This window comes from Streptomyces sediminimaris (genome assembly GCF_047049295.1).
GTDB lineage: Bacteria > Actinomycetota > Actinomycetes > Streptomycetales > Streptomycetaceae > Streptomyces > Streptomyces sediminimaris.
Window position 1 is genome coordinate 125,612 of record NZ_JBJWOT010000003.1, and the last position, 12,302, is coordinate 137,913.

11 protein-coding genes and 1 pseudogene are annotated in these 12,302 nt (G+C 71.1%); 5 read left to right on the top strand and 7 right to left on the bottom strand.

Annotated elements, in window-relative coordinates; genetic code table 11:
• Positions 1-640: 640 nt before the first annotated feature.
• The 3 genes from ACJ9NR_RS39980 to ACJ9NR_RS39990 form a co-directional block, all read right to left on the bottom strand.
• Positions 641-1,183, bottom strand: coding sequence for an SDR family NAD(P)-dependent oxidoreductase (locus ACJ9NR_RS39980; protein ID WP_412494621.1), 543 nt, complete (start codon positions 1,181-1,183; stop codon positions 641-643).
• Between the two features lie 352 nt (positions 1,184-1,535).
• Positions 1,536-2,231: a type 1 glutamine amidotransferase domain-containing protein gene (locus ACJ9NR_RS39985; protein WP_412494622.1), complete on the bottom strand. Its 696-nt coding sequence runs from the start codon at positions 2,229-2,231 to the stop codon at positions 1,536-1,538.
• Positions 2,232-2,952: 721 nt separating this feature from the next.
• Entirely contained in the window at positions 2,953-3,537 is a 585-nt protein-coding gene (locus ACJ9NR_RS39990) for a TetR/AcrR family transcriptional regulator (protein WP_412494623.1), read from the bottom strand.
• 187 nt (positions 3,538-3,724) lie between these two features.
• Between ACJ9NR_RS39990 and ACJ9NR_RS39995 the strand changes: the two genes are divergently transcribed.
• Positions 3,725-5,263, top strand: a complete 1,539-nt coding sequence (locus ACJ9NR_RS39995; RefSeq protein WP_412494624.1) for an alpha/beta fold hydrolase — start codon at positions 3,725-3,727, stop codon at positions 5,261-5,263.
• Complete coding sequence (locus ACJ9NR_RS40000) at positions 5,260-6,435, top strand: hypothetical protein (RefSeq protein WP_412494625.1); 1,176 nt, start codon at positions 5,260-5,262, stop codon at positions 6,433-6,435. The genes ACJ9NR_RS39995 and ACJ9NR_RS40000 overlap by 4 nt, the downstream gene beginning before the upstream one ends.
• A gap of 72 nt (positions 6,436-6,507) precedes the next feature.
• On the opposite strand, the gene ACJ9NR_RS40005 is transcribed toward ACJ9NR_RS40000, so the two are convergent.
• Positions 6,508-7,158 (bottom strand): helix-turn-helix domain-containing protein, encoded by a 651-nt coding sequence (locus tag ACJ9NR_RS40005; RefSeq protein WP_412494626.1) that lies wholly within the window; start codon positions 7,156-7,158, stop codon positions 6,508-6,510.
• A 137-nt stretch (positions 7,159-7,295) separates the two neighbouring features.
• Between ACJ9NR_RS40005 and ACJ9NR_RS40010 the strand changes: the two genes are divergently transcribed.
• A complete protein-coding gene (locus ACJ9NR_RS40010) occupies positions 7,296-8,282 on the top strand; it encodes an alpha/beta fold hydrolase (RefSeq protein WP_412494627.1) in 987 nt (328 codons plus the stop codon).
• 64 nt (positions 8,283-8,346) lie between these two features.
• Positions 8,347-9,231, top strand: a pseudogene (locus ACJ9NR_RS40015) (amidohydrolase family protein); the annotation flags it as partial.
• A 13-nt stretch (positions 9,232-9,244) separates the two neighbouring features.
• Here ACJ9NR_RS40015 and ACJ9NR_RS40020 read toward each other — a convergent pair.
• Positions 9,245-9,637, bottom strand: coding sequence for a MerR family transcriptional regulator (locus tag ACJ9NR_RS40020; protein ID WP_412494628.1), 393 nt, complete (start codon positions 9,635-9,637; stop codon positions 9,245-9,247).
• Between the two features lie 144 nt (positions 9,638-9,781).
• Between ACJ9NR_RS40020 and ACJ9NR_RS40025 the strand changes: the two genes are divergently transcribed.
• On the top strand, positions 9,782-10,723 hold the full coding sequence (locus ACJ9NR_RS40025; protein ID WP_412494630.1) for an alpha/beta hydrolase family protein: 942 nt from the start codon (positions 9,782-9,784) through the stop codon (positions 10,721-10,723).
• A gap of 171 nt (positions 10,724-10,894) precedes the next feature.
• Here the strand turns inward: ACJ9NR_RS40025 and ACJ9NR_RS40030 are convergent, their stop codons facing one another.
• Both ACJ9NR_RS40030 and ACJ9NR_RS40035 read right to left on the bottom strand, forming a co-directional pair.
• On the bottom strand, positions 10,895-11,215 hold the full coding sequence (locus ACJ9NR_RS40030) for a hypothetical protein (protein WP_412494631.1): 321 nt from the start codon (positions 11,213-11,215) through the stop codon (positions 10,895-10,897).
• A gap of 419 nt (positions 11,216-11,634) precedes the next feature.
• Complete coding sequence (locus tag ACJ9NR_RS40035) at positions 11,635-12,273, bottom strand: TetR/AcrR family transcriptional regulator (protein WP_412494632.1); 639 nt, start codon at positions 12,271-12,273, stop codon at positions 11,635-11,637.
• Between the last annotated feature and the right edge of the window lie 29 nt (positions 12,274-12,302).

Consider the following 12,302-nt stretch of genomic DNA (forward strand, 5'->3'; position numbering starts at 1 on the left):
GCTCACGGCATGTGCAGGCTGCCGGCGCCACGGGCGGCCTGCCGGGTCGGCCGGCAGCGCGGCGGCTGGCTGCGATGAAGTCGCCGGCCCGCCGGCCCGCGGTGACAGGCGTTCCGGGCACAGCGGCCCCTCGTCGTTGCTGCCAGGAAGGCCCGCCTCAGTCGGCGGCCTCATCGGGGCAGGTGTCAAGGACGAAGTGGCCGCCGTCGAGCAGGCGAACCGCCGCGTCGGAAGCTCGACCTGGTGGGAGGCGGCTTCCTGAGCCTCGAACAGGGCGTCGTGCCGCCCTCAGAGCACAGGTGTTCCCACAGGCGTTCATCCCTCCACAGGTCGGGATCGTGCGGCAGGACCGTGCCAGCCGGGGGTGTGAGGACCATCCAGCCGCCGACACGTCGTCGCCTGCGCCACCTCCAGCCCGACCGGGTCAGCGCCGGGCACGAAGCCGATGCCGGACGGCCTTCATACCGTTCTCCTCACACGGCGCCACGCCGTGCCGCCCCAGTGGTCACCACGGCATGCTCGGCGGTACAGCGAAAACCGGCCGACGCCGGCCGACGTCTGAGCAGGCCGAGACCATGACGCGCCAACTCGAGCTCCACCGGGCCCGATGGTCCGTGCTCCGCTGCGGCTACGGCTACGGCTACCACGTCTGATCACCGGCGCGAAGCAGCATCTCGTTGACGGCAACCCTCCGCTCTCGGGTGACGATGTAGCCGACGGCGTCCGCCACGTCCTGGGCCCGGAGAGGTTCGATCGCGCTGACCTGCCGCAGTGCCGCGTCCCGGACGGCGTCGCCGAGATGGTTCGTCAGCTCTGTCTGCACGGTGCCCGGCTCCACGACACCGACACGTACCCGCTCCGCGAGCAGTTCCTGGCGCAGCGCCTCAGTGAAACCGTTCAGGCCGAATTTGGTCGGGTTGTAGACACTGCTGCCGGGCCGGGCGACGCGTCCGGCCGTCGAGCTGACGTTCACGATGTCGGCGACCTGCCGGCGGGAGGTGACGGCCGCGTCGATGAGATACGGGACGGCGGCGTGGGTGACGTGGAGCAGCGCCGAGACATTGAGCGAGACCATCCGGTCCCATTCCTCGACCGTGGCGTGCAGGGCCATGCCGAGCAGCATGATCCCGGCGTTGTTGACCAGGGCGTCGAGGCGCTCGAACCGCTCGAGGGTATTCTGCACGGCCTGGCGCGGGCGAATCCGGCGGCGTCACCTGCGCCACCCGGACGATCTCGTCGGTGGCGGTGTCAGCGTGGAGCCTCCATCCCCATGCCATGTGAGGGCCCTTGGCTCGGTTGACGTCTGACACAGGTGACACAGGCACAACGACGACTTCAAGTTTCATGTCCCTGACGTGCGCTTCCTCTGCCTGTACGGGCTGCCGACGCCACAAGGCTCGTCGGCACGGCGCCCCTGGCCCCTCGGGGTAATGGCAGATCCCGGGCCGCAGGAGTGCCGCAAGGCTGATCCCGCGGCCCAGTGCGAATGCCTGCAGCAGACTGCCACCGCCGATCGCTGCGCGGCGCGTCCGGTGCTAACTCAGCTCCTTCAGCAGCCGCTCCGCCAGCACTGCCGCCGACTGGGGATTCTGCCCGGTGAACAGGTTGCGGTCCTCCACCGTGTACGGCTCCCAGATCGGGCCGCGACTGAACTCGACACCGATCTTCTCCTTCAGTTCGTCCTCCAGCAGCCACTGTGCCTTGTCGGCCAGCCCGACAGCCGCTTCCTCCTCATTGGTGAAGCAGGTGACCCGGTACCCCTTGAACGGCGACTCGCCATGGATCCTGGTGGCGAGCAGCGCGGAGGGAGCGTGGCACACGATCGCCAGCGGCCTGCCGGAAGCGAGCGCCGCCGTCAGCAGCCGTCCCACGTCGGCGTCCACGCACAGGTCCTGCATCGGACCGTGACCGCCGGGCAGGAAAACCGCGTCGTAGTCCTCGAGACGGACGTCGGACACCTGGATCGGCCGCCGCATCGCCTCCGCGGAACGGATGATGGCCTCCAGTTCGAGGGCCCCTTCCTCGCCACCGGCCATGGAGGGGCGCAGGCTCATCATGTCCACGTTCGGTGTCACTCCGCCCGGTGTCGCGACCACGACCTCGTGTCCAGCGTCCGTGAGCGCCTTGAACGGGCGCGCGAACTCCTCGGCCCAGTAACCCGTCGCGTAGCGGGTCCCGTCCTTCAACGTAAGGTACGTGGCCCCTGAGACCACGAAAAGTACCTTCGCCATCTTCGATCACTCCTGCCGTCCGGGGTGTGCGGCCTGCGTCTGCGTCGCGGAACCGCCGTCCGGATCAGACTCCCGGCCGAAGCGGCGGGCTCGAACCAGTCGAACTCCCTGGCCCTCCCGGCCGAGGCCCCTCGACCAGGGACCAGGCACCCCGGCGCACGTCGGACGTGGCAGCAGAAAAGGAGGCGCGTCAGCCCAGGGCGGCGGTAGACATGAAACCCTCAGCAACGATGCCGGTGCGGTCACCAGCGGGCGTCCTGCGCGGCCTCGGGACAACCGGCCGGGCAAGAAGGGCGGCTGCACACGTCAGCACACCGGCATCGGACGGCGTGCCGTCGTCAGGTGTGTCGCCGCGCGGGATCGGCAACTGCGCAACCGTTCACGGGTGATCACCTTGTTCCGGGTCAGCCGTGAGTTCCGACCGGACCTCACCGCAACGAGACCCCGCCTTCGCCCCACTGCTCGAAGACCGAGTCCAGGAGTGTTCTGGTCCCGCAGGCCACCAGCGCGACCATTGCGACCAGCCGCGGCATCGGATAACCGGCGGGCCCGTTCGGCCCGGCCGCGCCTTGGGAACGCCGACAGATTCGCCGGTGTGTCCGGCAGCGGTATCCGGGTGCCGCCGATCGCGACCACCATCCTGTCCGCGAGCCGTGTCATCCGTGTCGCGGTCATCGCTGCGGGGCCTTTGACGGGGTCGAACAGCGCTTTCAGACGAGTCCTAGCAGTGGAGCGTGTCGGCCACCGTGGTGCACGTGAGGCGCACCACTCCGCGCAGTTCCGCCTCGGAGGCGCCGGCGCGGCTGAGTACGGCGAGTGACTGGTTGACGGCGACGATGTAGGTGGTCAGCTCGTCGAGTACCCGAGGCTCGGCCGCGGAGTCCGCGAGGGCTGCGCGCACCCGTGCACGTTGGATGTCGAGCAGGGCGCGCACATGGGCGCTGTTTTCATCCTTGAGCATCGGCGCCTGCACGGCCGAGTGCGCGATGAGACAGCCTGCGGGGACCGAGGGGTCGGCGATGCGCGCCAGGACGACCTCGAAGAACGCCTCGATGGCCCGCACGGGCTCACCCGGGTGGGACGCGAGCGCCCGCTCGTACTGGACGCCGTAGGTGCCGGCGTAGCGATCGAGACTCTTGCGGAACAAGGCGTCCTTGTCTCCGAAGGTGCCGTACAGGGAACCGCGGCCGAGGCCGGTGGCGGACGTCAGGGCACCGAGCGAGGCGTCTGCGTAACCGCGCTGCCAGAACACTCTCATCGCCTGGTCCAGGGCTGCGGTGACGTCGAACTGTTTGCGGCCTGACACGGCACTCCTCCCGGTGAGGCTCCCACTCTACGCGCTTTGGATCGATCGGTCCAAGAATGTTGGACCGATCGATCCAGAATGGGCTACGGTGGCCACACAGCGACTGCCGCACCTCGGACACGCACCGGCCTCCGGCTGGTCTCGGTGGCGTACACGCTGGTCAGCCCCTTGTGATGGAGAGATCTCTGTGACCACCTCGACGACCCGGCCGCCCGTCCCGGAAGGGTCCGGCGCGGCATCCCACGCCCCCGGCCTGCCTGCCGGCTTCACCGACACCTTCACCAGCCGGTACATCGACACCGGCACAGTGCGGCTGCACGCGGTCATCGGCGGCGACGGCCCCCCGCTGCTGCTTGTGGCCGGATGGCCCCAGACCTGGTACGCCTGGCGCCTTGTGATGCCGGCACTCGCCCAGGACTTCCAGGTCAGCGCCGTCGATCCGCGCGGCGTCGGCCTGTCCGACAAGCCCGAGGACGGATACGACACCGGCACCCTGGCCGGTGACATGGCGGCCCTCATGACCGCCCTGGGCCACGAGCGGTTCGCGATGGTGGGCCACGACGTCGGCATGTGGACCGCCTACGCCCTGGCTGCCGACCATCCCGACCGCCTCGAGCGCCTCGCGGTCGCCGAGGCCGCCATTCCGGGACTGTCTCCCTCGCCGCCGCTGTTCGCCGGCCACGAGGCCAACACCAGGCTGTGGCACTTCGGCTTCAACCGGCTCGGCGAGCTCAACGAACAGCTCGTCCGCGGACGCGAACACCTCTACTTCGGCGGCCAGTTCGCGAGCAAGGCCGCACGGAGGCTGCCCGACGAGGTGGTGCGCCACTACGTCGACACCCTCGCGTCCGACCCCGACGCCCTGCACGCCAGTTTCGCCTTCTACCGGGCGCTGGACACGACGATCGCGCAGAACGAACAGCGCAAGAAGAAGCCCCTGGCCCTGCCGGTCCTGGCCATCGCCGGCGAGGCGAACTCCGGCGACCTCGTCGCGAACACCATGAAGCTCGCCGCCACGGACGTGGAGAGCCTGGTCATCCCGGACTGCGGCCACTACCCGGCCGAGGAAGCCCCCGAGGCGATGGCGGACGCACTGCTCCGCTTCCTCGCCCCCTACCGCGACGGGTTGCCGACCGGGCACGCGCCCCGGCAGGGCACGCCCGCGCGACGGGAACACACGAGCAAGGAACCCCTCGACGGCACGACGCCGTTCACCGCGCCACCCGACCGGACAGCACCGCTGCCGATCAACCACATCGGGATGCGCGTCGCGGACATGGACGCCGCGATCGCGTGGTACCGGAGCGTGCTCGGCTTCGAGCTCATCGACGGGCCGCTGGAGTACTCTCCCAAAGGCCCACAGGCCGCACGACTCAGCAGCATCTACGGGCCGACCTGGAGCCGCATCCGCCAGGCGCACCTGGCGAGCGGCAACGGAGTCGGTGTGGAACTGTTCGAGTTCACCGACGCACCCGAGGAGTGGGCGGCCCCCTGGCACCCGGGCACGGTGCCTCCGCCCGGCCTGTACCACTTCTGCGTCACCGCACACTGCATCCACGAGATGGCCGACCGGATCGGCACAGCCGGCGGACGCCGGAACACACCGATCGCCGAACCCGTCCCCGGCATGTCGATGACCTACGCGGAGGACCTGTTCGGCCACGCGGTCGAGATCAACAGCCGCAGCTACGAGCAGTCCCATCCCAGCCGCAACGTGCGCTCGTGACGAACATCCGGTACAAGGCGATCTCCCCGCGCCCGGAGGACACCGGAAGCGGGCAGGCCGGCTCCAGCGACGGGGATCAGCAGGTCCCGGCCGGCAGGCGGGCACGCGGCCCCCGCCATCCCGGCGGCCGGGCACTCGGCGGGCTGGCAGTCACCGCCTCGGTGCTCGTGCTGGGCGGCTTCGCGCTGGGACCGATGGGATCACTGCTGGTCCTCGGCGCCCCCACGACGTTCGCGATGCCGATACTGGCCGCCGTCGCCGACTGGGATGCCGGGGTGCGCGGCCGCTGGGCGACCACCGTCGATTCCCTGCTGATCGTCATCGGCGCCGTGGGACTGACCTTGCTCGGGCAAGTCCTCATCGGTCATGCCGACCTCGTCGGCGCAACACGCACGACCGCCACCGGGGCCGGCCGGCAGATGCCCACCTTCCCCTACGAGATCCCTCTTGGCGCGCTCGCGTTCGTGACGTTCCTGCAGGTCTCGATCGTCAGCGAAGGCCGCCTGGTGTTCCCGGCGCGCCACGGCCCGAAGGCGGGCCGCCTTGCGGTGCTCGGCTGTCTGGCTGCGGCACTCGCCGCGTACGCGGCGCTGGCCAACTGGGACGCGGCGTCCGCGGACGTGCGGCAGCTGTCACTGTGGGACCCGCACGGCCCGTTCCGGGCACTGGACATCGCCGCCTGGCTGATCTCTGTGGCGATCTGGCAGACCGCACACGCTCTGCTCGACGGCTGGCCGTACTCCCTGATCAAGGCCCGGCCCGCTCGCGTGGCCGTGGCGAACGTCACGGTGGTTGCGCTCGGCTCGGCCACGTACACCGTCGCCACCGGTCCGCTCGGCGCGAACGGAGCCCAACTGTCGGCCGCCGGTGCCATGTTCGTCGTCGGCTCGTCCCTCGTCGGCCCCCTCCTGAACGGATGGCCGCTCACCGCGGCTCGCCCCGCCTGGCGCCGCACCTGGCTCGCCGTCAGCGCAACCGGCATCGCCGTGGCGGCCTACGCGGCCCTGCACCGGCTGGGCCTCACCACCGAACACCACTGGACGCGGCAGACTCCCGTCGAACTGTGGATGGTCGTCTGCGGCCTCAACCTCATCGGCGGTGCCATCCCCTGGTATACGCGGATCCTCCGTCGCCCACACCCACGTGCCGGACATCGTGCCCAGCTGCCGTGAATCCGGGCGGCCCCCGGCAGGGAAGCTGCGCGCCGGTCGGGATTCGCTGTCGAGTCGGAGCGGGTCCGGATCCTACGGCTTCGCCTCGCGGCCGCCCTGGTCATGATTCGAACGACGGCTCCCGTGGCCGACGGCTGGAGGGGTGCGCGGCCGAAGTCGCTCGCCCTGGGGCCCGAACATGATCAGGTACTCGACCGGAGCGCCGGGGCCTGCGTTCGCCACCCCGTGCGGGGTACGGGTGTCGAACTCGGCGACGTCCCCCGGGGTCAGGATGAGGTCGTGGCCGCCGAGCGCGAGCCACAGCCGCCCGTACAGGACGCACAGCCACTCGTAGCCGTCATGGGAGACCTGACGGGGCCGCGCGGGCCGGTCCTCACCGGCGGGCAGGACGTGCTTGTGGGCGTGCAGGCCGCCGACGTAGCGGGTCAACGGCAGCACCGTCTTGTCCTCGCCGAAGCTCAGCGGCGCCCTGGCGCGCGGCTCGGCCGCGGGGGCGGGCACCGTGCCGGCCAGCTCGTCCAGGGAGACGCCGTACTCCTTCGCCAGCTGCAGCAGCATCTCCAGGGTGGGCCTGCGCCGGCCGGTCTCGATCCGGGACAGCGTGCTGGTCGAGATGCCGGTCGCGCAGCTGACACCGGCCAGTGTCGCGCCATGGTGCTCGCGCGCGGCCCGCAACCGGGGCCCCATCGCGGCCAGCGTGCCGTCCACGTCATCGACTGCCACCCTCCCGCTCCTCCTCGCCGTGCCGCTCCCGCTCCGTCCTGCGAGTTTGCCAGACTGGCAAGGCTGATCGCGCCGGGCGGGTGCCGCGCCGCATGATCGACACGTAGCCGCGTCCGCCGCGAACCGAGGAGAAGCCCATGCCGCCCGAGCCGACCGCCGAGCTCCGCCACCGCACCGTCGAGGCCCCGGCCGGGCGCCTGCACCTGGTCGAGCAGGGCACCGGCCCGCTGGTCCTGCTCGTGCACGGCTTCCCCGAGTCCTGGTACTCCTGGCGCCGCCAGCTCCCAGCCCTCGCCGCGGCCGGCCACCGGGCGGTGGCGATCGACGTGCGCGGCTACGGCCGCTCCTCCAAGCCGGAGACGACCGACGCCTACCGGATGCTCGACCTGGTGGAGGACAACGTCGCCGTCGTACGCGCCCTCGGCGAGGAGAACGCGGTGATCGTCGGCCACGACTGGGGCTCCAACATCGCCGCCGCCTCCGCCCTGCTCCACCCCGAGGTCTTCCGCGCCGTCGCCCTGCTGAGCGTCCCCTACGCGCCCCCCGGCGGCCCCCGCCCCACCGACGTCTTCGGCCAGATCGGCGGCCCGGAGCAGGAGTTCTACGTCTCCTACTTCCAGGAGCCCGGCCGCGCCGAGGCGGAGATCGAGCCCGACGTCCGTGGCTGGCTCGCGGGCTTCTACGCGGCCCTGTCCGCCGACACCATGCCCGCCCGGGGCGAGCCCGACCCGCACCTCGTCGCCCGCGGCGGCCGGCTGCGCGACCGCTTCCCGACGGGGGTCCTCCCGGCCTGGCTGAGCGAGGACGCCCTCGACGTCTACGCCGGGGAGTTCGAGCGCACGGGGACCACCGGCGCACTCAATCGCTACCGCAACATGGACCGGGACTGGGAAGACCTCGCCCCGCACCGCGGAGCCCCGATCAAGCAGCCGTCGCTGTTCATCGGCGGCGCCCTGGACGCCTCCACCACCTGGATGTCCGATGCCATCGACGCCTACCCCGCCACCCTCCCCGGTCTGTCGGCCTCCCACATCCTGGACGGCTGCGGCCACTGGATCCAGCAGGAGCGTCCCGAGGAGGTCAACCGCCTGCTGACCGACTGGCTCGCCGGCCTCCAGGGGTGAGCCGGGCGGGCCGCCTGCAGCTCGGCGCCCAGATCCGCGCACCAGGCTCGATCGACCGCCGATTGATCCGACGGACGCAGTCCTGGACTCGCGGGCCGGAATCGCCGCGGGCACGCTGAGAGGCCCGCGACTGCTGGCAACCGGTTGCGGCATCACCGGACGCGACGGGCACCCCGCCGCCACGGTCTTCGGCGACAACCCCTGGGCGCGCGAGCGGTTCACGGCAGAGGTCGAGAGTGCGCAGCAGATCCGCGATCTGGTGCACCACCTCGCCGACCGCGAGGTGGACGCGATCAAACTCCTGCCGGAAGGCGCGTGCGCACATTCCGGCGGACCGAAGTACCTGCGGCGAAATCCCGCCTTTCCGGATGGTGCCGAGGTGGAACGGCCACCCCCCGACCTCCTTCGGGCAGGGATCGAGACCGGGCACGAGCGAGGCCTTCGGGTCACCGTCCACACCACCCAGCAGGCCGCGGCACGCGAGGCGATCGAGGCCGGCGCGGACGGCCTGGAGCACGGTGTCACCATCGAGCCCCTCACCGACCACTCGCTCATCGACCTGATGCTCGACCACGACATCACCTACACGCCCACGCTCTGGATCGACGATGCCCACCCGGACGCCCGCGGCAATCTCAAGAAGGTCGCCGAGGCCGGCGTGCGCGTCGCGCTGGGCAGCGACGCCCTCAGCGGTCGGGGCCTGTTCGGAGCCAACACCATGGAGGAGGCTGAACTCATGGCGGCGGCCGGCATGACACCCACCCAAGTGCTGGCCGCAGGCACGAGCGGCGCCTGGCGGCAGTGTGCCCGCCCCGACCTCGGCGGGCGGGTGGAGACACAAAACGCCTGTGGAGCGCCGGTAAGACGGGCACACGTGCCCGCACAGCGCGGTGAAGCAGGAAGCCCCCGGAAGGGTCAGACGCCCCAGGCCGGAATCCCTGGACTTTAGGCCAGGGAGCACGTCAAGGGCCAGCCCCGGCCGACGGTTCCTGCCGGCAGGAAGCACCGGTGAGCATGTTGGCGGTGGCCGCGGTGACGACCGAGTCGAGCTGGTCCCGGACGTGCAGGAGATCGGTGATGCGCTGGTCGACGTGGTCCCGCTCCGCCGCCAGCCGCTCGAGCAGGACGGGCGTGGCACGGCCGTCGACGACGCACGGCAGCAGCTCGGCGATGGTCTTGCTGGACAGCCCGGCGGCGTACAGCTGCTGGATCAGCTGGACCCGGTGGACCGCGCTCTCGGGATAGCGGCGCTGGCCACTGGAACTGCGCTCGGGGCTGAGCAGGCTCTGCTCCTCGTAGTAGCGCAAGGCCCGGACACTGACGCCGGTACGGGAGGCGAGTTCTCCGATGCGCATCCCGCCTCCTGCGCGGTGTCCGTCACTCGACTTGCCTCTGACGTCAACGTCAGGTCCTAGCGTAACCGATGTGCGCCTCACCAGGGAATTTCTCCTGGCTCGTCTCCTGACGCACATGAGCTCTCACGCAAGGAGTACGCACCCATGACCGCGTATCGCAGGACCGGCCTCACCGGTCCCCCGTCCGCCCCGACCGTGTCGGTCAAGCCGGTCGTGCTGCCCGCCCCGCAGCGCGGAGCAGACCTGCACGTACGCGTGTCGGCACCGGTCACCGGCACGCACCTGCCCATCGTGCTGTTCGCGCACGGATTCGGCTCGCACCTGGACGGCTACGCACCGCTGGTGGACCACTGGGCCTCCCACGGCTTCGCGGTGATCCAGACCACCCACCTCGACTCCAGGCGCTTCGGCATCACCGCGGACGACCCTCGCAGGCCCCACCTGTGGCACCGGCGCGTGCAGGACATGAAGCAGATCCTCGACGAACTCGATCGCCTGGAGGCCTCCGTGCCCGGCCTCGCCGGCCGGGTGGACCGCACTCGCGTCGTCGCGGCCGGACACTCCTTCGGCGGCCAGACCGCAGGCATCCTCGTGGGTCTGCGCGTCATGGATCCGACGACCGGCAGCGCACAGGACCTGTCCGACCCCCGGGTCATGGCCAGCATCCAGCTGGCCACCGCCGGCAAGGGCGGCGATCACCTGACCCCTTTCGCCCTCCAGAACGCCCCCTGGCTGCGCCACCAGGACTTCTCCCACATCACCGCCCCCGGACTCGTCGTCGCCGGCGACAAGGACGAACTCCCGCTCTCCACCCGGGGAGCGTCCTGGACGACCGACCCGTACACCCTCGCCCGCGGCGACAAGAGCCTGCTGACGGTCTACGGCGGCCAGCACTCCCTCGGCGGCATCTCCGGCTACGAGGCGGCAGAGACCACCGACGAAAATCCCACCCGCGTCGCCCTCGTCCAGCAGGTCACCCTCGCCTACCTGCGCCACGTCACCGGCATCGACCACACCGACTGGGAAGCGGCACAGGCCGTCCTCGCCGGCGGCTCCCACCCGCTGGGACGACTGGAATCGAAGTGACCGCCCGCGCGCGGCCCTGTGGTGAGGAACCGCGTGGTCGGGTGCGTCCCCGCTTCCCCGGTACGCACCCCGAAAAGGAGGGACGGACAGCGCACGCCGAGTCAGCTGCGGTCGGCCGCCACGTCGACGGAGGCGATATCCGCCAGCGGGTGCCGATCGCCGGCCGGCCTCTCACCGAATTCCTTGTCCCCGGTGAGGTGGCGCCGACGAGGCGTTGATGCCGTTGGCGCGGAAGGACACCACGATGAGGCCGCGGCCGGCCGGTTCCTCGCCGAGGGAGTCGTAGCCGCGCTCGTCGGCGATGGGGCGGGTGCCGCCGGCGCAGAACCAGCCGAACAGCTTCTGGCCGGCGGCCGCGTACGCGTCCCGGTCCCCGGCCTGTTCGGCAGCGTCACGGGCATCCGCCGCCGCCCGGTCCGCGCAGGTCTCATGCCGGCTGCGCAGCTGGACGGTGAGGGGCCGCGGCCTCAGCCACCTGAGCCTGCGGCGCAAGGGCGGGCGTCCGCACCGGCAGCGGCCGCCCGCATGGCCCTGCACCAGCCACGGCGAGCACCGTTGCGGCACCAAGTGGTCGGCTCCGGAAGTGGTTCGGGGGTTGACGCGAGGTTAGGCTGCGTGCAGGGTGCGGATCGCAGGTTCGGTCCGGCGAGGTAGAGACCGCGGGTGCAGTCCGGGGCACCTGCCAAGAGGGCTGGCGAAGTCGCGGAGACCGGCACTCCGCTGTCGCACTGGAGCCGCTCGAAACCAGCCGCGCGCTGCATCCCTGGTCCCGGCATCCGCCTCCGCCGTGGGCCAGCGGCTCGCCCGGGACGCGATCAAGCCCTCGCCGGGTCCGGGGCGCGGAGCCCAGCCTTCCGGGATCGGCTGCCGTGGCGCGACACCGAGCCATTTCGCCGCACGTCACACCGCCGTCACCCCTCCGTAGGCGGAACGCCAACCAGTTTCACCAGGAACCGGTCCACTTGTTCCTCCAGCGGGGGCCAGGTCAACTCGGGTTGGTTGACGCGCATCGAGACCGCGCCGTGAACGGCCGTGCGCAGATCCAGGGAGACGGTCTCCGCGTCGCCGCGCGGCGCCAGCCCGGCGTCCATGCAGCGGCGGATCGCTGCGGTCGTGCGCTTGGCCATTTCCTCCTTGAAGGACATGTCCGTGCGCCGGTTGAGGGTGCTCTCGTGCAGCACCTTGTACAGCCCCGGGTGCTCGCGGGACCACGCACCGAGCAGCGCCGTTCGGGCGCGCAGCGCGGCCACCGGGTCGGCGGCGCCCGACTCCGCGTTGTCCACCGCGCGCACCAGGTCCGCATAGCAGTGCTCCAGCGCGGCCAGCACCAGGGCGTCGCGGTCGGCGAAGTGGATGTAGACGGAGGTCGCGGCGATGCCCACCTCGCGGGCGACCGCCCGCAGCGACAGCGCCTGGTCGTCGGCGAGTTCGTCCAGCAGCCGCAGTGCCGCGTCGACGATCTCGGCGCGCAGCCGCTCGCCCTGGCCACGCGGGTTGCGGCCCCGCGGCGCAGTGCGGGCGGTCTTTCGGGCCGGAACGGTCGCATCCATGACCAGCCATTGTATCGGAACGCCTGTAG